The sequence below is a fragment of the uncultured Roseovarius sp. genome, from assembly GCF_947489715.1.
GTDB lineage: Bacteria > Pseudomonadota > Alphaproteobacteria > Rhodobacterales > Rhodobacteraceae > Roseovarius.
The window spans coordinates 72,657-94,306 of the sequence record NZ_CANLER010000001.1 but is presented as its reverse complement, the minus strand read 5'-3'; the positions used below and the strand labels follow the sequence as shown (position 1 = coordinate 94,306).

Sequence of the window (21,650 nt, the reverse complement as noted above, 5' to 3'; positions counted from 1 at the left end):
GTGGCTCAGACAGGCTCATCCGCATCCAGCCGGGCCAGAAACGCCTCGGCGTCCTTTAGCACGGTGTTGCGGCGATCTTCATCCATGCGATCCCAGGTGCGGTACATGTTGCCCATCCGGGGGTTCTTTCCGAACCGGTCACGATGACGATCCAGAAAATGCCAATATAACAGGTTGAACGGGCACGCGGTCTTGCCGGTTTTTTCCTTGACCGAATAGGCGCATCCACCGCAGTAATCCGACATCTTGTTGATGTAATTGCCCGAGCTTACGTAAGGTTTCGAGGCGATGATGCCGCCGTCGGCGAACTGGCTCATCCCGACCGTATTGGGGGCCTCGACCCACTCGAACGCATCCGCATAGACCGCCAGATACCATTCATGCACCTGGCCCGGATCAATCCCCGCCAACAGGGCGAAATTCCCCGTCACCATCAGCCGCTGGATGTGGTGAGCATAGGCCTCGTCCCGGGTCTGGGCAACCGCATGAGAGATACAGTTCATACCTGTCTCACCCCCCCAATACATCCACGGCAAATCGCGGGTATGGCCCAGAACATTGCGGTCCGTATAATCCGGCCCTTCGTGAAAATAGAGCCCCCGCACATATTCACGCCAGCCGATGATCTGCCGGATATACCCCTCCGCCGCATTGATCGGCACCCTGCCCGCCCGCCATTCTTCCTCCACCCGCTGACATATTTCCAGCGGCCCCAGCAATCCGAGGTTGAGGTAAGGCGACAACACTGAATGATGCAGGAAACGATCGTCTTGCAACATCGCATCCTGGGTATCACCAAACCCGTCCAGCAGGTTCTTGGCAAAGTGATCCAGCGCCCGCAGCGCCTGCGTACGTGTCACCGCAAACCAGAACGGGCGCAGCGCGCCAAAGCTCTCTCCGAACCGGGCGTCGACCAGGGCCAGCACCTCTTCGGTGATCTCGTCCGGCGTGAACTGCATCGGTGCAGATCGCAGCATGTCGGCCTTTGCGGGTTTTCGGTTCTCGTGGTCGTAGTTCCACTTTTCCCCCGCTGGCTTGTCACCCTCCATCATCAACCCGGTCTTGCGCCGCATATCGCGATAGAAATACTCCATCCGTAGCTCTTTGCGCCCCTCGGCCCAGGCTGAAAACTCGTTCAGCGTGGCGATAAACCGATCATCCGGCAGCACCGTCACCGTCAGCGGCGCGTTTTCCAACGCCTCATTCAGCCGCCATTCACCGGGGCGCGTGGCAATGACCCAGGTCGTGCCGTGTTCCTGCCCCCGGCGCATCAACTCCCCCACGATGGATTTCGAGGCATCAGGATCGTCCAGTCTGGTATAGGCCACCTGCCAGCCATCCTGCCGCAACTCTTCGGCAAAATGGCGCATCGCCGATAGGACCAGCGCGATCTTCTTGGGATGATGCGGCACATAGGACGTCTCATCCGCCACCTCGGCCATCACCACCAGATCCGTGTCGGGCTCAGCGGCGCGCAGCGCCGACAGCCCGGTACTCAGTTGATCCCCAAGAACCAGAACAAGCCGCTTCACCATGTGACCGGTTTGCCCGCCCAATCAAAGAATTGACCGGTATCCCCGGTGCCCAGCCCGTCAATCACCGCCAACAGGTTCTGGGCGGCCTCCGCGGGCGGGACAGTCTTGTGGCGACCGGCATATTTGGCGGTGAAATCGGTGGCGACCGTGCCGGGGTGCAGGCAGACACAGATCGCGTCCTTGTGGCTGCGCCCAAGCTCGATCGCCGCCGTATGGATCATCTGGTTCAGCGCGGCCTTGGCGGTGCGGTAGGAATACCAGCCCCCTAACCGGTTATCCCCGATTGATCCCACTCTCGCGGAGAGCGCGGCAAAGACCGCCCTGCCCTTGCGCGGCAGAAGGTGCATGCCGTGTTTCAGTACCAATGATGGCCCGATGCAATTGACCGCGAACTGATCGGCCATGGCCTGCGCTGTCACCGATTGCAATGTCTTCTCTGGCGCAGCACCGTCGATCTCAAGCGCGCCGGACGCCACAAAGATCAGATCATACGGCCCCGCAAGCCCGCCCAATGCGGCCGCGACCGACGTCTCGTCGGTCACATCCAATCCGTCACCACGCCGCGACAGCTCTGTTACCGCCACACCGCGCGCCTTCAGCGCCGCAGCGATGGCCGATCCGATCCCGCCCGAGGCGCCGATGATTAATGCCTTTTCCATGAATTCCGACCTAGAAGGGTTGCTGTCATGATCAACATCAAAACGCTCTTTTATTTCCCGGCAACCGGGCTTATCATGTCCGCCATGATGACCAAAGGGCATATCACCATCACCGCACGCCGCATTTCCGGCGCGCTTGGTGCTGCCCTGCTACTCCTAAGCCGCCTCTGAGCGCGCCTGAACGGCGCCTGCGCTCAGGGGATGGATTGTGTGGCGCGCCGTATCACCCAAGCTTAGGACAATGGATATGAACAAGGTAAATCTGGCCGAAAAGCTGGCCCTCTTCGATACGCACTGGGATCCCAAGGTTGTCGCCTCCTATAACGGCAATGACGTGATGGTGGTCAAATTCCAGGGCGAATTTCCCTTTCACAAACACGACGATACGGATGATTTCTTCCTGATCCTTGACGGCGCTGTCACCCTTGACCAGGAGGGCGGCGCAAGCGTCACGATGGGGCCAGGCGAACTTTGCGTCGTGCCCAAGGGTATCGTACACCGTCCCCGCGCCGAGACCGAGGCCAAGGTGCTTCTGATCGAGCCCGCAGGCGAACCGAACACGGGCGATAGCGGCATGCCCGCCGCCGCCAAACAACATATTTAACCGGGACAAGAAACATGACCGAGAACTCCAAAGACCGCGTGGTCATCTTTGACACCACCTTGCGCGACGGCGAACAATCCCCCGGCGCGACCATGACCCATGACGAAAAGCTGGAAATCGCCGGGATGCTTGACGATATGGGCGTGGATATCATCGAGGCCGGTTTTCCCATCGCCTCAGAGGGTGATTTCAACGCCGTGACCGAGATCGCAAAGAATGCCAAAGATGCAGTGATCTGCGGACTGGCACGCGCCAATTTCAAGGATATCGACCGCTGTTGGGAGGCCGTGCAACACGCCACCCGCCCGCGCATCCATACTTTCATCGGCACCTCGCCGCTGCACCGCGCCATTCCCAACCTCACGCAGGACGAAATGGCTGATCGCATCCATGAAACCGTGACCCATGCGCGCAACCTTTGTGACAATGTGCAATGGTCGCCGATGGATGCCACGCGGACGGAATGGGATTACCTTTGCCGCGTCGTTGAAATCGCGATCAAGGCGGGCGCCACCACGATCAACATCCCCGATACCGTGGGCTATACCGCGCCGGTTGAATCCGCCGACCTGATCGAACGACTGATTGCCGAGGTGCCGGGCGCCGGTGACGTGGTCTTTGCCACCCACTGTCATAACGACCTCGGGATGGCCACCGCCAACGCACTGGCCGCCGTCGCAGGCGGCGCGCGTCAGATCGAATGCACCATCAACGGTCTTGGCGAACGCGCCGGCAACACTGCACTGGAAGAAGTGGTGATGGCGATGAAAGTCCGCGGCGACATCATGCCCTTCCAAACCGGTATCGACACGACAAAGATCATGGCGCTCTCGCGCCGGGTGTCGACTGTCAGCGGCTTTCAGGTGCAGCCCAACAAGGCCATTGTTGGCAAGAACGCCTTTGCCCATGAAAGCGGCATCCACCAGGACGGCATGCTGAAAAACGCCGAAACGTTCGAAATCATGCGCCCCGAGGATGTCGGCCTGAGCGAGACCAATATCGTCATGGGCAAGCATTCGGGCCGCGCCGCGTTGCGCTCCAAGCTCAAGGATTTGGGCTATGAATTGGCCGATAATCAGCTCAATGACGTCTTTGTCCGGTTCAAGGAACTGGCCGACCGCAAGAAGGAAGTCTATGACGACGACCTGATCGCGCTGGTCAGCGCCGGGGAAGATGCCGCCAATGACCGGCTTGTGATCAAATCCCTGCGCGTCGCCTGCGGCACCGGTGGCCCGGCGGATGCCGAACTGCTCATGACCATCGACGGGATCGAAAAAACCGCCACCCAATCCGGTGATGGCCCGGTGGATGCGACCTTCAAGGCGGTGCGCGAATTGCATCCCAACACCGCACGGCTGTCACTTTATCAGGTGCACGCGGTGACCGAAGGTACCGATGCGCAGGCGACCGTCTCGGTCCGGCTGGAAGAAGACGGCAACATCGCCACCGGCCAATCCGCCGATACCGATACGGTCGTCGCTTCGGCCAAGGCCTATGTGAATGCGCTCAATCGCCTGTTGGTACGGCGCGGCAAAGTCGGTCAGGACGAGAAAGAGATCAGCTACAAGGACGTCTCGTAACCGGGCAGCACGCCTGAGCACCCCTAGAATATCGCGGCCCCGGACACCAACCACGATCCGGGGCCGTGCCAAGGCCCAGCCCATCAGGCACCCGCCCTCTTTCAAGGTGTCGGGCAAGTCATCGCGCGATAGAGCGGCGTAAGGCCGTTTTCCCAGCAAAGTCCTATAGGTCGAATGATGACTTTGTGCCTACAGCAGATTTCGCAAATCTTCGGCAAGTAAGCAAAGCGCGTTTTGCGGTTGGGAGAATCCTCCGCCCAAACCTATCGAGGATCACCCCTCCGCCGGGGACACGGCCCGCCGATAAAGGTGCCATGTGGTGTGGCCAAGGATCGGCAGTGTGAAAATCAGGCCCAGAAATGCTGGAACCAGCGACAACAGCATGGTGACAATGATAATCACCGCCCAGACGAGCATGACCACGGGGTTTTCCTGAACGACGCGAATGGACGTCAACATTGCAGAAATGAAATCGATTTCCCGGTCGAGCAGCAAGGGCATGGCGACGACGGTCACCGAAAAAAGGGCAGCCGACAGAAATGCGCCGACGCAGGTGCCAATGGCAAGGAAGGTCCAGCCTTCGGGTGTGAAGAATACGGTGTTGATAAACCCATCCAGATCCGAAAAGGATGAATCTTGCAGGATGATCACCAGCAAGGTCCGAAACTGGTAAAACCACACCCATAGAATGAACAGTGTGACAAAGGCCATCCAGCCCATTTCGCGCTTGCGTTGATTGGCCATGACAGTGAGGATTTCGGACCAGCCAAAGCTCTCTCCCTTCTGCAACCGGCGGGACATCTCATAAAGCCCGGCGGCAGCAAAGGGTGCGACCAGCGGAAAGCCTATGGCTGCGGGAATGACCATCCAGACCTTGCCGAGCCAGAACAGGCACCAAACAATCAGGATTCCGAACACCGCATAGAACAGGCCGAAAAAGCCGCTCATGACGGGCCGCGCCAGAAAGTCGGAAAACCCGGCCTTCAGCGACTCGGTGATATCATCCGCCGTCACCTTGTTGACTGTGGGGCGGCCCTTCTGCTGCGGGGTCAGATTGCCCGGTGGTGTGGAACCTGCGGTCTTGGATGTCATGATTCACTCCTCCCAAAACATGGCACCGCGCTGGTCCTTTTGACAGCAGACCCTGCGGTGAAACAGAAACTCCTCCTCCGCGCACAAGTTTGCATCAGGTGAGGCAAAGGGACAAGGGCGGGCCCGGTGGGTGAAGAAGAGATTTGAGAGGCCCGCTTCGTCCACTTTTTGGCAATTCGTGACCGTACGATCTGTTAAGCCCGCCGGATACCGAAAATCGCACCGACGCAATACCGACAAAATACCGACGTTATACCGACATGGGATTTCCTGCGTTTTCAGCGTGTTAACCCGATTCTCTCTGGTTTTCCAACACGGCGAAATTTTAACGCGGAAAAATCACGCTGCCTGACGCGGGCAGATCGCTGGGCTCCCTATTCGGCGATCATGTAGAATTTGCGCAGGGTCTCGGTGATTTCCCAGGTCAGTTTACTGCCCTTGGCGATGAAAAATGTATCGCCCGCCGTGAAGGTCTCGGCCCGTCCATCGGCATGGGTCAGCGTCAGCGACCCTGACACGACCGTCATCATCTCATGCACCGGATAGGCGTCGATCTCCTCGCGGCAGGGCGCGCATTCCCACACACCCGACAAGATGCTTTCGTCTTCTGTTTCAAAGGCGGAATGAATGGTCTCGGTCCGGTCATCGGTGGTAAACGTCTCGGCAGGCGTCAGGTGCGATGGCACCATCGTAGCCGGGTGCGAGGCCAGCCTGAAATCCCTGTCTTCCATTCTAGGTCCCTCCGCCTATTCCATCCACTCCCACGGGCGCGTGTAATTGCCCAGAACTTCGCTCAGTTTCGCCTCATCGACACCGTCGACCTTTTCCAGCTGCGCCACCAGCCCGCGTTTCTTGTCGTCGACCACCTGCACGACCCGCACCGGCACACCGGCCTTTTCCAGATCGGCATTGTAAATCCGTGTGATCGCCCTTTTGCGCAGATCCGGTTTAAAGACCTTGCCGACAGCGGTTTTCGGCAATTCATCCAATACTTCTATGTATTTAGGGATGGCAGCGCGTTCGTGAACATGGACCTTGCAATGCTCGCGCAGTTCTTCTCCGGTCACACTGGCCCCGTCGACCAGTTCAACATAGGCGCAGGGGATTTCACCGGCGTGGGAGTCCGGCTGACCGATTGCGCCCGCCATCGCCACCGCCTTATGCGCCATCAGCGCTTCTTCGATATCGGCCGGGTCGATATTGTGACCGCCACGAATGATCAGATCCTTGGCACGGCCAGTGATCCACAGATACCCATCCGGGTCGATCCGGCCCAGATCACCGGTGCGCAGGTAAGTTTCCTTGTGATAGAGATCCCGGTTCTTGGCCGCCTCGGTATAGGTGTTACCCGCGTAAACCCCTGGGTTATCAATACAAATCTCACCCACCTCGTCCGAAGCGCATTCCACCGGACCATCAGGCGTGTTGTTGAAAATTTTTACATCCGTATAGGGCAAAGGCACCCCGACCGACCCGACTTTCTTTTCGCCGGTCGGTGGGTTGCACGACACAAGGCAGGTCGCCTCGGTCAGGCCATAGCCTTCGATCACGGTCATGCCGGTGGCGCTTTCGAAGCGTTTGAACAACTCCATCGGCATCGGGGCCGAGCCTGAGAATGCGTTCTTGACGGTCGAGATGTCGGCATCGACCTTGCGCTGCATCAATGCGGCCGTGGCGGTCGGCACAGTGATGACAAAGCTGATTTTCCAGCGCTCGCACAGCTTCCAGAAATTGTCGAACACGCCATCACCACGGAACCCGGCGGGTGTGGGAAAGACCACATGCGCGCCCGATTTGATCATCGCCATCAGGATCACGTGACAGGCAAAAACATGGAAAAGAGGTAGCGGGCACATGATCACGTCATGCTCATCAAAGAGCAGCTTGTGGCCCAGCCAGCCGTTATAGACCATGCCGGAATAGCGATGCTGCGCCACTTTGGGCATGCCGGTCGTACCGCCCGTGTGAAAATAGGCCGCCACCCGATCTGCGCTGGTATCTTCGAATTCCAGCGCGGTCTTGTGCTTGGCCATTTCCTTGTTGAAATTCAGCACATCGGCATGGTGATTATTGGGATTTTTCGGGCGCACCAGCGGCACGATCCAGCTTTTGGGCGGGCTGAGATAGGTGTTCAGATCAATCTCAAGCACCGTATGAACATTGGGCGCATGACGCACGGCCTCGGCCGTTTTCTGGGCAATGTCGGTCTTGGGAAAGGCCTTGAGCGTTACAACCACTTTTGCGTTTGTTTCCCGCAGGATGGCACCAATCTGTTCAGGCTCCAGCAGCGGGTTTATCGGATTCACGACCCCCGCAACCATACCCCCGATTGTGGCCACCGCTGTTTCAAGACAATTGGGCAGCACAAGCGCCACCACATCCTTTTCGCCGATCCGTAAACTGCGATAGAGGTTCGCCGCCTGGCACACCTGATCGTGGAATTGCTGCCAGCTCAGGGTCTGGGATTTGTCGTCAGGCCCGGAAAACAACTGATAAGAAATGGCGGGTCGGTCGGGAAAGGTTTTCGCGGTATGGCGCAACATCTGATAGATCGTTTCAGGGCGCTCGCGCGCGTCCCATGGCATCTCATCTTCGATAGCGCGCACATCTGCCTGCGTGGCAAAGGTCATTTTCGGTCCTCCCAAACCGCCGTTAATCCGGGCGTGTATTTTCAGTTATGCGTCAGCATGGGTGCGTTTAGCCCGCCGTGCAAGTTTTACGCAGCGTTTTGAACGATTGGGGACCGCGATTACCTGGCGCAACTGGCAAAACCTGCCGCCAGTGCCTGCATCATCGACACGTAAAGCCCGACACCCGGCTCGAATTCGGTCCCCATCGGATCGAGAACCCCGACCATATGCCCATCAGGTAGAATCGCCTGGGCCAGCTTGGGATCGAATTGCGGCTCCGTCAGAATGCAATTGATCTGCTGCTCTTCTGCCAGCTCGCGCAGTGCCGCTATCCTTGCAGGACCAGGACGGGACGCATCGCTAAGTGAAATCGCAGCGACAGCGGGAACATCAAACGCTGCTTCGAAATACTGGTAAGCATCATGGAAAAGCAGGGAACGTGCTTCTTTGACCGGTGCCAACTCCGTTCTGATGGCTTGCCGCATGTCCCCAAGCGCTTCAGCACCGCGCGCCGCATTGGCTTTGAAAAGCGCCGCATGTTCTGGATCAAGCGCCGAAAGTTCGTCAGCAATCAGAAAGAGCCAACGTTGCGCGTTTTCCGGGCTCAGCCACGCATGCGGGTCACTCTCGCCATGATGTTCGTGCGCCTCTTCATGGTCATGCGCCTCATCTTCAAATCCAATCCCCTCCCGCAGTGGCAACAGATGCGTCTCTTCTGCGTCCAGCAATGCCAGCAACCGTGCTTCGCCAGACAAGGTATCAACCGCCGTTGCCAGCCAGGGTGTGAGTTCTTCCCCCATCCAGATCACCATATCGGCATTGTCCAGGGCCGCAGCCTCGGACGGGCGCAATGCGTAGTGATGCGGCGAAGCACCGGGTCGCAGGATCAGGTCAGGCACGCCCACCCCGTCCATCACCTGCGCCACCAGTGAATGTACGGGCGCAATATCGACAGAAACGCGCGGCACGTCGGCCTGTGCCGCCGAAACGCTTAGAAAAACGGACAAGATGCTGATCAGACGCAATTGGGTGATCTCCATAAAGAACAATTCGGTGGGCTTGATAGTTGTTACTTTATAACATATCAACCCCGCATCGCGTTTGAGGGCACGACATGGAACCCATCGGTTTTGAATCCCATGATCACAACAATTGCATCAAGGATGGTCTGGATGCCGTTGCCGGATATTGCGCCGCAAACAGGTTGCAATTCACACCGGTCCGCCGCCGCGCGCTTGAAATCCTGCTGCAACAGCACCGCGCGATGGGCGCCTACGAGATCTTGGATCAACTGCGCAAGGACGGGTTGGGTTCGCAACCACCTGTCGCCTACCGTGCGCTCGATTTTCTGATCAGTCATGGGTTTGCCCACAAGATCGAACATATGAATGGTTTTGTCGCCTGCACCCATCCCGGACATGATCACACGCCTGTCTTTCTGATTTGCCGTGAATGCGATGCGGTGGCAGAAACCCATGCCGAGCCATCGCATGGCTTGCTGGGCCGTGCCGCATCCGAAACCGGGTTTACCATCGAACAGGCGGTGGTCGAGGTGCTTGGCCTCTGCCCGAACTGCGGGGACTCAGCACCATGACGCTGATTGAAACGCGCGATGTCGACATCCGCCACGGTGCCAACACGGTGCTGCGCGATGTAAATCTGACCATCGACCGGGGTGAGATTGTCACCATCGTCGGCCCCAATGGCTCGGGCAAGTCGTCGTTGCTTCGGGCGCTGATCGGCGCGATCCAACCTGCACAGGGCACGGTCACCCGGGCACCGGGCCTGCGCATCGGCTATGTGCCGCAAACCCTACATATCGACCCGACCTTGCCGATGACCGCGCGGCGGTTTCTATCCCTGCCCCGCCGCCATGCCACCGCTGATCTGGACAAAGCGCTTGAACAGGCCGGTTTGCCCGATCTGCATGACCGGCAGATGGCCGATCTTTCCGGCGGCCAGTTCCAGCGCGTGCAACTGGCGCGCGCGTTAATGGAAAAACCCGATCTGCTGATTCTGGATGAGGCGACCCAGGGACTTGATCAGCCCGGTTCCGCCGCGTTTTATCGCCGTATTGAAGAGGTGCGTCACGATCTGGGATGTGCCGTTCTGATGGTCAGCCACGAATTGCATGTGGTCATGAGCGCCTCGGACAGAGTGATCTGTCTCAACGGTCACATCTGTTGCGAAGGCAAGCCCGAGGTCGTGGTCTCAGCCCCGGAATACCGCGCGATTTTCGGCACCGGCACCGGTGGCGCGCTGGCGCTTTATCGTCATCGTCACGACCATGACCACCACCACGATCACACCTGCGATCATGATCACGAGGCCGCGGAATGATACTGGATGATTTCCTTTTCCGTGCAGCGCTTGCAGGTCTCGGCGTGGCGATTGCCGCAGCGCCACTTGGTTGTTTCGTCGTCTGGCGGCGCATGGCCTATTTCGGTGACGCCACCGCCCATGCGGCCATTCTTGGCGTGGCTCTGGCACTCGGATTTTCAATGTCGGTTTTCGCCGGGGCGCTGGTCGTTGCGCTGGTAATGGCCCTTACCGTTTCGGCGCTATCCGGTCGGGGGTATGCCATGGATACGCTGTTGGGTGTCATGGCCCATTCTGCATTGGCTTTCGGATTGGTCGCGGTCTCGTTCCTGCAGGGCGTGCGAATCGACCTGATGGCCTATCTCTTTGGCGACATACTTGCTGTCAGCAAACCAGATCTGCTGATCATCTGGGGGGGCGCAGTGCTTGTCCTGTTTCTGCTGGTCTGGCGCTGGCAGGCTCTCCTGACGGCAACATTGGGCAGTGATCTGGCCTATGCCAGCGGCATCGACCCCAAGCGCGAACAACTGGTGTTGACCCTGGCCTTGGCGCTGGTTGTTGCCGTCGCCATCAAGGTTGTCGGTGTCTTGCTGATTGCCGCAATGCTGATCATTCCCGCCGCCGCCGCCCGTCCCTTGTCTGCGACACCTGAACGGATGGCGTGTATTGCCGTTTTAATCGCCTGCCTGTCTGCCCTTGGAGGCCTGCAAGCTTCATTCTCACTTGATACGCCGACTGGTCCGACAATTGTTTGTGTTGCCGCACTGATCTTTGCCTTGACCAACCTTTTCCGAGTGCTCAGTCGTAAACCGGCCTAAGCCAGCCGCATACCTTAAAGATTTGTTAATATTTTTGACTTGACTATTTTTGTCGGATTACTCACAGATATCCGAGTAATTCAGTCAGAAAAAAGGACATCCCCAATGAGGACCCTGACACTCGCTGCTGCCACCCTTGCCCTTGCCACACCCATGATGGCGCAAGAGGTAAACGTCTATTCTGCCCGTCACTACGACTCGGATGATGCGCTCTATGACAAGTTCACCGAAGAGACAGGCATCAAAGTCAACCGCATCGAAGCCAAGGCGGATGAACTGATCGCCCGGATGGAAGCCGAGGGGGACAACAGCCCCGCAGACGTTTTCATCGCCGTTGATGTCGGTCGCATGGCCCGCGCCGAAGAGGCGGGATTGTTGCAAGCTTTCACCTCGGACGAGATCGAGGCCCGCGTGCCAGAGCATCTGCAACACCCCGACAACCTCTGGTTCGGCCTTTCACAGCGCGCCCGCATCATCTTCTATGACAAGGCCAAGGTGGCCACACCGCCGCAAACCTACGAGGAATTGGCCGATCCCGCCTGGAAAGGTAAAGTCTGCATCCGCTCTTCCTCGAACATCTACAACCAGTCATTGCTGGCCTCATTGATCGAAGTGCACGGTGAGAAAGCAGCCGAAGATTGGGCTGCCGGCCTGGTCGACAATATGGCCCGCGCACCGCAAGGCGGCGATACGGATCAACTTCGCGGGATTGTGTCGGGCGAATGTGAAGTGGCAGTTGCCAACCACTATTATTTCCTGCGTGGCTTTGACAAAGACGTCGAAGGCCTAACCGGCGGCATCGACAATATCGGCTGGGTCTGGCCAAACCAAGACGGGCGCGGCGCGCATGTGAACCTGTCGACCGCTTCGTTGACATCCTCGGCCCCAAACCCCGAAGAGGCGACAAAGCTGCTGGAATTCCTGACAAGCGACTTTGCACAGGAGCATTTTGCCAATCAGAACAATGAATACGCAGCGGTAGCAAGCGCACCGGATGACGACAGCACCAAGCGCCTGGGTGAATTCAAAGCGGATACCAGCACGAATACCTCGGCCTTCAGCCGCAATGCTGGCGCAGCACAAGCGACCTTCAACAAGGTCGGCTGGGATTGATTCACGTGAACTAACCTAAAGGGGCAGCGTGAACGTCGCGCTGCCTTTTTGCTGTCCATGACCAGGCCGTTTGTACATGGCATCAGCTAGTCGACAACCACCAGATCGACATCATTTCGCTCCAACATGTCGCTGATCTCCGATGGGGGCTGCATATCCGTGTAGAATACATCAAACCGAGGCAACCGCCCCAGAGCAACCGGCGCACGCTTGTTGAATTTGTCATTGTCCGCCACCACAATGTTGACCTGCGCATTCTGCGCCGCGACCCGCGCGATGTTGGCCTCTTCCAGATCATGCAGCATGAAGCCGGTTTCGGCATTGACAGCACCCACTGAGAAAATTGCAAACTGCACATTCAAGCGCCCCACCAGATCCAGCGCCTCGGCCCCGAACGCACCGCCGTCATGGGCGCGCAACTCTCCGCCTGCTAGAAACACCCGGTTGCCGTTGCGCGTGGCCAGCGTACTGGCGACAAAGGCGGAATTCGTCACCACGAACAGGTTGCTGCGTTGTTTAAGCGCCATCGCAACATAGGCCGTGGTCGAGCCGATATCGAGGAATACGGAATCGCCGTCACTGATCGTTTCTGCCACCGCCGCACCCAACCGCGCCTTAGCGTCGGCATGGGTCGAAATGCGGCTTTCGAACGATGCTTCGCTGATATCTTCGACCAGATGCACCCCGCCATGCACCTTGCGCACGATGTTGCTGCGTTCCAGCGTGCGGATATTGCGGCGGATCGTTTCGTTGGTCACATTCAGCTGTTCAGCCAGATAGCTGACTCGACAGGAGCCGCCAGCCTTTTGCAGCTCGTGCAAAATCTCTTCTTCGCGCTGATTGGTTGTTTTGCGCTGTGTATTCATGACCTCTCCGACATTTCCCAGCTTTGAAAACCACAAAAAGCAACACCATCCAAGAAAAAAAGAACCCCTACCGGTAAATATATGCGAATTATGCATCTGAAATGTGGGTAAATGTGGTTTTCGTTGACTAAAGCCAAGTTTTACCGCAGGATTTTCAATGTACGCTGACAAAATAATGCACAAAGTACAGAAACAGGGAGCCATAATATGCTGAATTTAAAGAGATTAAGTGCCTTTGCGCTTGCTGCAGTCACTGCCTCGGCAGGGTGGGCGGCAGATTCGTCGGATCCGATCAAACTGACCTTGCACGACTGGTCAGGCCAACTGATCAACACCAAGATCATGGGCAGCATTCTGGAAGAGGCGGGATATAACGTCGAATACGTGCAGGCCGACTACATTGCGCAATTTGCTGGCCTCAAGACGGGTGACCTGCATCTGGCGATGGAAATCTGGGAAACGACCGGCCGCGAGGCGCTGGACGAGGCCACCGCCACCGGCAAGGTCGTCAATGTCGGCGAGACCGGCCTGATGGCGATCGAAGAATGGTGGTATCCGATGTACATGAAAGAGCGTTGCCCGGGCTTGCCCAACTGGGAAGCGCTGAAGGATTGTGCCGAGGAATTCTCGACCGCCGAGACCGCGCCGAATGGCCGATATGTTGGTGGCCCGGTCACCTGGGGTGGCTTTGACGATGAACGTGTCGAAGCGCTGGAGCTTGACTTCGAGGTGGTGCATGCAGGCACCGACGCCGCCCTTTTCGCCGAGCTTGAATCAGCCTATCAACGGCAGGATCCGGTGATCCTTTGGGTCTATGTACCCCATTGGGCGCCTGCGAAGTATGACGGCGAATTCGTTGAATTCCCGCCCTTTTCCCCGGAATGCTATTCAGACCCGTCTGTCGGCGTGAATCCCGACATGGCTTATGATTGCGGCAAGCCCCGTGGCCCGATCTGGAAAGCTGCCTGGTCCGGCCTGCAGGAAAACTGGCCCGGCGCGTACAGCATCGTCGAAGCCTACAAACTGAGCAACGAAGAAATGAGCGCCATGGTTGGCAAGGCTGATCTTGAAGGGGTCGATGTAGACACGGTCGTTGCCGACTGGATGACCGAGAACAAGGATCGCTGGTCCGGCTGGATTAGCAAGTAATCTCCCTGGGCCGGGGCTTGCCTGTTTCGCAGCCCCGGTCATTTTCCCATTGGATTTGCTATCATTCTGCCGGTCACACGGTCAGAATCGGGGACGCTGATGACTTCAACACCCAAGCTTTCGTGCCGGAATATCTGGAAACTCTATGGCGCGGATGCAGAGCAGTTTCTGCGGCGCAACCCAGACCCCTCTGACGAGGATATTCGCAGGTCCGGCATCATCGGCGCCGTGCGCAAGGCCAGCCTGGATATCGCCGAGGGCGAAATCTTCGTGATCATGGGGCTGTCCGGCTCGGGAAAATCCACCCTGGTACGCTGCCTTTCACGCCTGATCGAACCGACGGGCGGTGAGGTTCTGTTTGACGGCACCGACCTTTTGCGCGCCAGCGATACCGAGATGATCGACATCAGGCGCCACAAGCTGGGCATGGTGTTTCAGCATTTCGCCCTTTTGCCGCATCTGAGCGTGCTGCAGAATGTCATGTTCCCCCTCACCGTCCAGGGCGTGCCCAAGCCACAGGCCGAAGTCAAAGCCCGTGATGTGGTCGAACTGGTCGGCCTGAAGGGTCGAGAAGACAACTATCCGCGCGAGTTGTCCGGCGGACAGCAGCAACGTGTCGGCATCGCCCGGTCATTGGTAACCGAGCCGGACCTGTGGTTTCTGGACGAACCCTTTTCAGCGCTTGATCCGCTCATTCGCCGCGAAATGCAGGATGAATTCCTCAGCCTGCAGGCACGGCTGCACAAGACCATCGTCTTTATAACCCACGATTTCGAAGAGGCCGTGCGCCTGGCTGACCGGATTGCCATCATGAAGGACGGCAAGATCATTCAGGTGGCCACCCCCGAGGAATTGGTCGTCAATCCGGCCTCGGACTATGTCGAGGAATTCACCCGGCACATTCCGCGCTCCAAGGTTCTTACGGCGGGCGGACTGATGACCGCGGGGCAAAGCGCCAAAGGTGAACCCATCCTCACCAATGCGCGGATATCCGACGTGGCGCAGCGCATCATCCTGTCCGACGGGCCCGTGCCGGTTGAGGATCGCACCGGCAGGATTGTCGGCACCATCGACCGCAAGGCGATAGCGCATGTTCTTTTTGGCGCAGGAGTGTCGGAATGATCGCACGCCCCGGCCCCGGAACGATCGTCACCTGCGCATTGATTGTCGCGACAATTCTGCTGGGCACCTATGGCCGTGACATTGCAAAGGAATTGGACATGCGCTGGCTGGTGAAATTCCCGTCGGCCTGGATCATTCCGTTCAAGACCTACATTTCCGGCGCGATGAAATGGCTGGTCGAAGAGGCCGCCATCGGGCCGCTGTCCTTTACCGACATCACCCGCGGCATCGCGTGGCTGATCGAACAACCCTATCGGTTTGTCCTGTCGCTTCTGGGCGACGGTTTCACGCTTGGCCGCGGCGATGATGCACGCACCCTTCTACCGCCGGTCAGCTGGATCGTGGTGACCGCCGCCGTCATGGCGCTTGGCCACTATTGCCGCGACTGGCTGCTGGCGGCGCTGGTTGGTGCCTGTTTCGCCTATCTTGCGATTTTTGGCCAATGGGACAGTGCGATGGTCACGCTGGCCTCGGTCCTGATCGCCGTGCCGATCGGGGCCGGCGGCGGGTTGTTGGTTGGCATCTGGGCCTATCGCCATCCGCTGGGTGAACGCATCCTGTCGCCGGTGCTGGACCTGATGCAGACCATTCCGATCTTCGCCTACCTGGTGCCGATCCTCTTCATGTTCGGCTTTGGCCCGGTGTCGGCACTGGTCGCCACGATCATCTACGCCACGCCGCCGATGGTACGCGTCACCATTCTGGCGCTGAAATCAGTCGACCCGGAACTCGTGGATTTCGGGCGCATGGCAGGCACGACCAAGCGGCAACTGATGTGGCGCATCCTGGTGCCCTCGGCCTCGCACAGCCTGATGGTGGGGGTCAATCAGGTGATCATGCTGACGCTGAACATGGTGATCATCGCCTCGATGATCGGCGCTGGCGGGCTGGGCTTTGACGTGCTGGCGGCGTTGCGGCGGCTGGATATCGGCGCCGGGTTCGAGGCCGGGATCGCCATCGTCGTGCTGGCCATCGCCGTCGATCGCCTCAGCCAGGCCTTTGCCGAGCGCATGGGGCAGATCCATCCGCCTCAGACCGATCAAAGCTGGGCGGCACGCCACAAGCGGACAGTTATCGTTTTGATCTTGCTGGCGGCAACCTGGATTTTCGGGCGATTTTCGCCCTTCATTCTGGACTACCCCGAGGCACAAACCCTGACGACAGGGGTCTTCTGGAATGATGTGGTGAAATACCTCAACGTTAATTTCTTTGATATGTTCGAGGCGATCAAGGTCTTCTTCCTCACCTATTTCATGCTGCCGATCAAACGCACCCTGCTGGGCATCCCCTGGCTCTGGACCATTGCCATGCTGGTCTTGCTGGGCTGGCGTGCCGGGGGCTGGCGTCTGGCACTGCTCTGCGGCGGGTTATCCGGTCTGATCGCCATTACGGGTCTTTGGTCCAAGGCGATGGTAACGGTCTATCTCTGCGGTGCATCGGTCATTCTGGCCACAATCATCGGCGTGCCGCTGGGCGTGCTCGCCGCACTCAACCGCCGGGCGGGCGTGGCCATCAACCTGCTGATCGACACGCTGCAAACCCTGCCCAGTTTCGTTTATCTGATCCCGGTCGTGATGCTGTTCCGGGTGGGTGATTTCACCGCCATGATCGCCATCGTGCTTTATGCCCTGGCCCCGGCAGTGCGTTACGCCGCGCACGGGATACGCAATGTCAGCGGCGATCTGATCGAGGCGGGCATCGTATCGGGCTGCACGCCCCGACAGCTTTTGCGCCTAGTGCGCCTGCCGCTGGCCCTGCCCGAGATCCTTCTGGGTATCAACCAGACCATCATGCTGGCCCTGTCGATGCTGGTCATCACCGCCCTCGTTGGCACCCGCGATCTGGGTCAGGAGGTCTATATCGCGCTGACCAAGGCAGATACGGGCCGGGGGCTGGTGGCAGGCCTCGCCATCGCCTTCATCGCCATCATCGCCGACCGGCTGGTCAATGCCAGCGCCCGCGGCGCCCGTATACGTTTTGGATTGGAGAGCTGAGACATGAGCCATCCCGACTTCCGTGACCTTGCGATCTGGCAAGGCGACATCACCGCAACACCCCTGACCGGCGGCATCACCAATGTAAATTACCTGGTCGAAGATCAGACCCGCAAATACGTAGTGCGCGTTGGCGATGACATTCCGCTGCATCAGGTCATGCGCTTCAACGAGCTTGCCGCTGCACGAGCGGCCCATGCCGCGAGCTTATCCCCCGCTGTGATCCACGCCGAGGGTGGGATCACAGTACTCGACTATATCGACAGCCACACCCTGACCGAAGAGGATGTACGCGCACCCGATATGTTGCCTCGGGTACTTGAACTGGTGAAGAAATGCCACCACGAGGTGCCTAAGCATCTGCGCGGTCCTAGCCTTGTGTTCTGGGTTTTTCACGTGATCCGCGACTATGGCGCGACATTGCTGGAGCGGGGCAGCAGTCATGCCGCCCTGATCCCCGAACTGATCGATATCGCCGGCGTCCTGGAACAGGCCGCCGGGCCCTATGACATCGTATTTGGCCATAACGATCTGCTCTGCGGCAATTTCCTCGATGACGGCAGCCGGCTCTGGCTGATCGATTTTGATTATGCCGGGTTCAACAGCCCACTTTTCGATCTGGGCGGGCTGGCTTCGAATAACGGGTTGAGCGAGGCGCAGGAGGATTGGATGCTGGAGGAGTATTTCCAGACCCCTCTCACCGACGACCTGCGGCACCGCTATTCGGCGATGAAATGCGCCTCTTTGCTGCGTGAAACCATGTGGAGCATGGTCTCGGAAATCACATCGGAAATTGACTTCGACTACGCGGCCTACACGGCCGAGAACCTCGCGCGTTTCCGCGCGGCCCACGACACATTCAAACATAGCTGAGGCATATCCATGGCGACCCTCCCCACCACAGCCAAGGCCGTTATCATCGGTGGCGGCATCATCGGATGCTCGACCGCCTATCATCTGGCCAAACTGGGCTGGACCGACACCGTCCTGCTGGAACGCAAGAAGCTGACCTCGGGCACCACCTTCCACGCCGCCGGGCTGGTCGGGCAGCTCCGCTCAAATGCCAATATTACCCAGCTTCTGGGCTATTCCGTTGACCTTTATAACAAACTCGAAGAGGAAACCGGCCTGGGCACCGGTTGGAAGATGAATGGCGGGCTGCGGCTGGCATGCAACGAGGAACGCTGGACCGAGGTCAAACGCCAGGCCACCACCGCCCACAGCTTCGGGCTGGAGATGGAACTTCTGACCCCGGAAGAGGCGCTTGAGCTTTGGCCGCTGATGGACATCTCGGATCTGGTGGGTGCTGCCTTCATGCCCACTGATGGGCAGGCCAACCCCTCGGACATCACCCAGGCCTTAGCCAAGGGCGCACGGATGGCGGGGGCCTCGATCTTTGAGGACACAAAGGTGACAGATCTGGAGATCGAGGCGGGCCGCATCCGCGCGGTCGTCACCGATCGGGGCCGGATCGAGTGCGAAAAAGTCATCTGCTGTGCAGGTCAATGGACCCGCGAATTTGCCCGTAAGTTCGGCGTCAACGTGCCGCTGGTGTCTATGGAACATCAATATATGGTCACCGAGGCCATGGGGGTGCCCGGCAACCTGCCCACCCTGCGCGATCCGGACCGCCTATGTTATTACAAGGAAGAGGTCGGCGGGTTGGTCATGGGCGGCTACGAGCCGAACCCGATCCCCTGGGCAACGGACGGCATCCCTGAGGGTTTCCACTACACATTGCTCGACAGTAATTTCGACCACTTCGAACAGATCATGGAACAGGCGCTTGGCCGCGTGCCTGGACTACAGACCGCAGGCATCAAAACCCTCACCAATGGCCCCGAAAGCTTTACCCCCGATGGCAATTTCATCATTGGCGAGGCCCCGGAACTGCGTAATTTCTTCGTCGGTGCGGGTTTCAATGCCTTTGGCATCGCTGCCGGTGGCGGGGCGGGCATGGCGCTGGCCGAATGGGCCCATAAGGGCGAGCCGCCCTTTGATCTCTGGTCCGCCGATATCCGCCGCTTTGGTCGACCGCATTTCGATACCGACTGGGTGCGCACCCGCACGGTCGAGGCCTATGGCAAGCACTACACCATGGCCTGGCCGTATGAGGAGCATGACAGCGGTCGCCCCTGCCGTAAATCGCCGCTCTATGACACTTTGAAGGAACAGGGCGCGTGTTTTGGCGAAAAACTGGGGTGGGAACGTCCCAACTGGTTTGCCAGCGCCGCCAACGAGACCCCAAAAGACGTCTACAGCTTTGGCCGCCAGAACTGGTTCGCGGCGAATGCCCGCGAACACAATGCCGCCCGCCAGGCCGCCATCCTGATCGACCAGACATCTTTTGCCAAGTTTGCCCTCAAGGGTCCCGACGCGCTGGCCGCGTTGAACTGGATCTGCGCGAACAACGTGGAAAAGCCCGTGGGCGCACTGACCTATACCCAGATGCTGAACGACAAGGGGGGGATCGAATGCGATCTGACCGTGGCCCGCGTGGCAGAGGATGAGTTCTACATCGTTACCGGCACCGGTTTTGCCACCCATGATTTCAACTGGATCAGCCGCAACATCCCCGAAGGGATGAATTGCCAGCTTTTCGACATCACTTCCTCTAACGCGGTGCTGTCGCTGATGGGCCCCGAGGCGCGCAATATCCTGCGAAAACTCACCCGCGCCGATGTGTCGAACGAGGCTTTCAAATTCGGAACGCTTCAAACTATCGGAATCGCCGGGTGCCCGGTGCAGGCCCTGCGGGTGACTTACGTGGGCGAGCTGGGTTGGGAATTGCATCTGCCAGTCGAATACGCTCAAACCGTCTACGGGGCGCTGATGCAGGCCGGGCATGCCTACGGATTGGTTAATGCCGGCTACCGCACCATCGAATCCCTGCGGCTGGAAAAGGGATATCGTGCCTGGGGCTCGGATATCGGGCCTGATCACACACCGCTTGAGGCCGGGCTGGGCTGGGCCGTCAAACTTGATCGCAAAATTGACTTCAAAGGCCGCGCAGCCGCCGAGGCGCAGAAATCAGGTGGCATGAAAAAGCTGCTGGCCAGCTTCACGGTCGATCCCGAGATCGTCCTGCTGGGCCGCGAAACCATCTACCGCGATGGCGAACGTGTGGGCTGGCTGACCTCGGGCGGCTTTGGTCACACCATCGGCAAATCAATCGGGCTGGGTTATGTCCGTCACCCCGAAGGTGTAGATGCGGCGTTCGTGATGTCGGGCAGCTATGAACTTGAAGTGGCAACCGAGCGTGTCTCGGCGCAGGTTCACCTCAAGTCGCTTTACGACCCAGAAATGAAGCGGATCAAGGCGTGAGCTGGCGGAAATACGATGCCGTCAGCCCACGTAATCTCACTATTTCGCGTTGAAGGTAAACAACTGCTCACCTGACAGCCGGTAGCCATCAATCAGTTCTTTCGCGCGGTCCGAGATCAACCACGCCTCTAGTTGATCCGCCAATGCAGACTTCACATGAGCATGCTTTTGCGGATTGACGGGCAAATAGGCATATTGGTTGAAAAGCACCGGGTCACCGGCAAACAGCAGCGCCAGATCGCCCTTGTTGCCAAAATTAAGCCAACTTGCGCGATCCGACAGAATATAGGCATTCATACCCGACGCGGTATTCAGCGCAGCGCCCATTCCGGCGCCCACAGCGTTATACCAGTTACCTTCCGGGGCCACGCCCGCCGCGTCCCAGAGACTAAGCTCTTTTTTATGGGTGCCGCTATCATCACCCCGGCTGACAAAGGACACCTGTGCGCCTGAGATTTTCTGCAAGGCGTCCGCCGCATCCGCAGCACCCGTTACCCCTGCCGCATCCGCGGTGGGGCCGACGATGACGAAATCGTTATACATGATCTCGGTCCGGTGCGTGGCATTGCCTGCCGCGACGAACTTCTCTTCGGCGGTCTTGGCATGGACCAGAATGGCGTCAACATCGCCCGCCTCGCCCAAGCGCAGGGCCTGCCCGGTGCCAACGACCAGCAACTGTACTTCGATCCCGGTATCCTTCTTGATTTCGGGCAGCAGCACCTCGGCCAGGCCGGAATTATGAAACGACGTCGTAACGGCCATCTTCATCTCATCCGCCCAAGCGGTGGAGTTGACAGCCAAAGCTGCAATCAGTGCAGCCATGAATTTGGTCATCGCTTTGGTCT

The 21,650-nt window shown here is 58.7% G+C and carries 20 protein-coding genes; 12 read left to right on the top strand and 8 right to left on the bottom strand.

The features are described from left to right. Positions 1-5: 5 nt before the first annotated feature. Both Q1B27_RS00455 and Q1B27_RS00450 read right to left on the bottom strand, forming a co-directional pair. Complete coding sequence (locus Q1B27_RS00455; protein WP_299842013.1) at positions 6-1,535, bottom strand: cryptochrome/photolyase family protein; 1,530 nt, start codon at positions 1,533-1,535, stop codon at positions 6-8. Further along, positions 1,529-2,194: an SDR family NAD(P)-dependent oxidoreductase gene (locus Q1B27_RS00450; RefSeq protein ID WP_299842011.1), complete on the bottom strand. Its 666-nt coding sequence runs from the start codon at positions 2,192-2,194 to the stop codon at positions 1,529-1,531. The genes Q1B27_RS00455 and Q1B27_RS00450 overlap by 7 nt, the downstream gene beginning before the upstream one ends. Before the next feature lie 27 nt (positions 2,195-2,221). On the opposite strand from Q1B27_RS00450, the gene Q1B27_RS00445 reads away from it, so the two are divergent. From Q1B27_RS00445 to Q1B27_RS00435, 3 genes are all read left to right on the top strand, one after another. After that, the gene (locus tag Q1B27_RS00445) at positions 2,222-2,365 is read left to right on the top strand and encodes a hypothetical protein (protein ID WP_299842009.1); all 144 of its coding nucleotides are present in this window, start codon (positions 2,222-2,224) and stop codon (positions 2,363-2,365) included. A 76-nt stretch (positions 2,366-2,441) separates the two neighbouring features. Then, positions 2,442-2,798 (top strand): cupin domain-containing protein, encoded by a 357-nt coding sequence (locus Q1B27_RS00440; RefSeq protein ID WP_299842006.1) that lies wholly within the window; start codon positions 2,442-2,444, stop codon positions 2,796-2,798. A gap of 14 nt (positions 2,799-2,812) precedes the next feature. After that, the gene (locus tag Q1B27_RS00435; protein ID WP_299842003.1) at positions 2,813-4,378 is read left to right on the top strand and encodes a 2-isopropylmalate synthase; all 1,566 of its coding nucleotides are present in this window, start codon (positions 2,813-2,815) and stop codon (positions 4,376-4,378) included. A gap of 273 nt (positions 4,379-4,651) precedes the next feature. Here the strand turns inward: Q1B27_RS00435 and Q1B27_RS00430 are convergent, their stop codons facing one another. From Q1B27_RS00430 to Q1B27_RS00415, 4 genes are all read right to left on the bottom strand, one after another. Continuing rightward, positions 4,652-5,470 (bottom strand): DUF2189 domain-containing protein, encoded by an 819-nt coding sequence (locus tag Q1B27_RS00430; RefSeq protein WP_299842000.1) that lies wholly within the window; start codon positions 5,468-5,470, stop codon positions 4,652-4,654. 374 nt (positions 5,471-5,844) lie between these two features. Then, positions 5,845-6,201, bottom strand: a complete 357-nt coding sequence (locus Q1B27_RS00425; RefSeq protein WP_299841998.1) for a cupin domain-containing protein — start codon at positions 6,199-6,201, stop codon at positions 5,845-5,847. A gap of 15 nt (positions 6,202-6,216) precedes the next feature. Further along, positions 6,217-8,100 (bottom strand): acyl-CoA synthetase, encoded by a 1,884-nt coding sequence (locus Q1B27_RS00420; protein WP_299841995.1) that lies wholly within the window; start codon positions 8,098-8,100, stop codon positions 6,217-6,219. Between the two features lie 119 nt (positions 8,101-8,219). Continuing rightward, complete coding sequence (locus tag Q1B27_RS00415; RefSeq protein WP_367181314.1) at positions 8,220-9,125, bottom strand: zinc ABC transporter substrate-binding protein; 906 nt, start codon at positions 9,123-9,125, stop codon at positions 8,220-8,222. 89 nt (positions 9,126-9,214) lie between these two features. Here Q1B27_RS00415 and Q1B27_RS00410 point away from each other — a divergent pair, with 89 nt between their 5' ends. The 4 genes from Q1B27_RS00410 to Q1B27_RS00395 all read left to right on the top strand — a co-directional run bounded on the left by Q1B27_RS00410 (position 9,215) and on the right by Q1B27_RS00395 (position 12,350). Further along, on the top strand, positions 9,215-9,694 hold the full coding sequence (locus Q1B27_RS00410; protein ID WP_299841992.1) for a Fur family transcriptional regulator: 480 nt from the start codon (positions 9,215-9,217) through the stop codon (positions 9,692-9,694). Continuing rightward, on the top strand, positions 9,691-10,440 hold the full coding sequence (locus Q1B27_RS00405) for a metal ABC transporter ATP-binding protein (protein WP_299841990.1): 750 nt from the start codon (positions 9,691-9,693) through the stop codon (positions 10,438-10,440). Before Q1B27_RS00410 ends, Q1B27_RS00405 begins: the two co-directional genes overlap by 4 nt. Beyond that, positions 10,437-11,237 (top strand): metal ABC transporter permease, encoded by an 801-nt coding sequence (locus Q1B27_RS00400; RefSeq protein ID WP_299841987.1) that lies wholly within the window; start codon positions 10,437-10,439, stop codon positions 11,235-11,237. The genes Q1B27_RS00405 and Q1B27_RS00400 overlap by 4 nt, the downstream gene beginning before the upstream one ends. 105 nt (positions 11,238-11,342) lie before the next feature. Beyond that, on the top strand, positions 11,343-12,350 hold the full coding sequence (locus Q1B27_RS00395; protein ID WP_299841984.1) for an extracellular solute-binding protein: 1,008 nt from the start codon (positions 11,343-11,345) through the stop codon (positions 12,348-12,350). 86 nt (positions 12,351-12,436) lie between these two features. Here the strand turns inward: Q1B27_RS00395 and Q1B27_RS00390 are convergent, their stop codons facing one another. Beyond that, complete coding sequence (locus tag Q1B27_RS00390; RefSeq protein ID WP_299841981.1) at positions 12,437-13,216, bottom strand: DeoR/GlpR family DNA-binding transcription regulator; 780 nt, start codon at positions 13,214-13,216, stop codon at positions 12,437-12,439. Between the two features lie 207 nt (positions 13,217-13,423). On the opposite strand from Q1B27_RS00390, the gene Q1B27_RS00385 reads away from it, so the two are divergent. From Q1B27_RS00385 to Q1B27_RS00365, 5 genes are all read left to right on the top strand, one after another. Further along, positions 13,424-14,365, top strand: coding sequence for an ABC transporter substrate-binding protein (locus Q1B27_RS00385; RefSeq protein WP_299841978.1), 942 nt, complete (start codon positions 13,424-13,426; stop codon positions 14,363-14,365). A gap of 99 nt (positions 14,366-14,464) precedes the next feature. Beyond that, entirely contained in the window at positions 14,465-15,487 is a 1,023-nt protein-coding gene (locus Q1B27_RS00380) for a glycine betaine/L-proline ABC transporter ATP-binding protein (protein ID WP_299841975.1), read from the top strand. Next, complete coding sequence (locus Q1B27_RS00375; protein WP_299841972.1) at positions 15,484-17,481, top strand: proline/glycine betaine ABC transporter permease; 1,998 nt, start codon at positions 15,484-15,486, stop codon at positions 17,479-17,481. Before Q1B27_RS00380 ends, Q1B27_RS00375 begins: the two co-directional genes overlap by 4 nt. A gap of 3 nt (positions 17,482-17,484) precedes the next feature. Beyond that, positions 17,485-18,354 (top strand): choline/ethanolamine kinase family protein, encoded by an 870-nt coding sequence (locus tag Q1B27_RS00370; RefSeq protein ID WP_299841969.1) that lies wholly within the window; start codon positions 17,485-17,487, stop codon positions 18,352-18,354. A 9-nt stretch (positions 18,355-18,363) separates the two neighbouring features. Further along, the gene (locus tag Q1B27_RS00365) at positions 18,364-20,805 is read left to right on the top strand and encodes an FAD-dependent oxidoreductase (protein WP_299841966.1); all 2,442 of its coding nucleotides are present in this window, start codon (positions 18,364-18,366) and stop codon (positions 20,803-20,805) included. 39 nt (positions 20,806-20,844) lie between these two features. Here the strand turns inward: Q1B27_RS00365 and Q1B27_RS00360 are convergent, their stop codons facing one another. Further along, positions 20,845-21,639: a substrate-binding domain-containing protein gene (locus Q1B27_RS00360; protein ID WP_299841964.1), complete on the bottom strand. Its 795-nt coding sequence runs from the start codon at positions 21,637-21,639 to the stop codon at positions 20,845-20,847. Positions 21,640-21,650 lie beyond the last annotated feature (11 nt).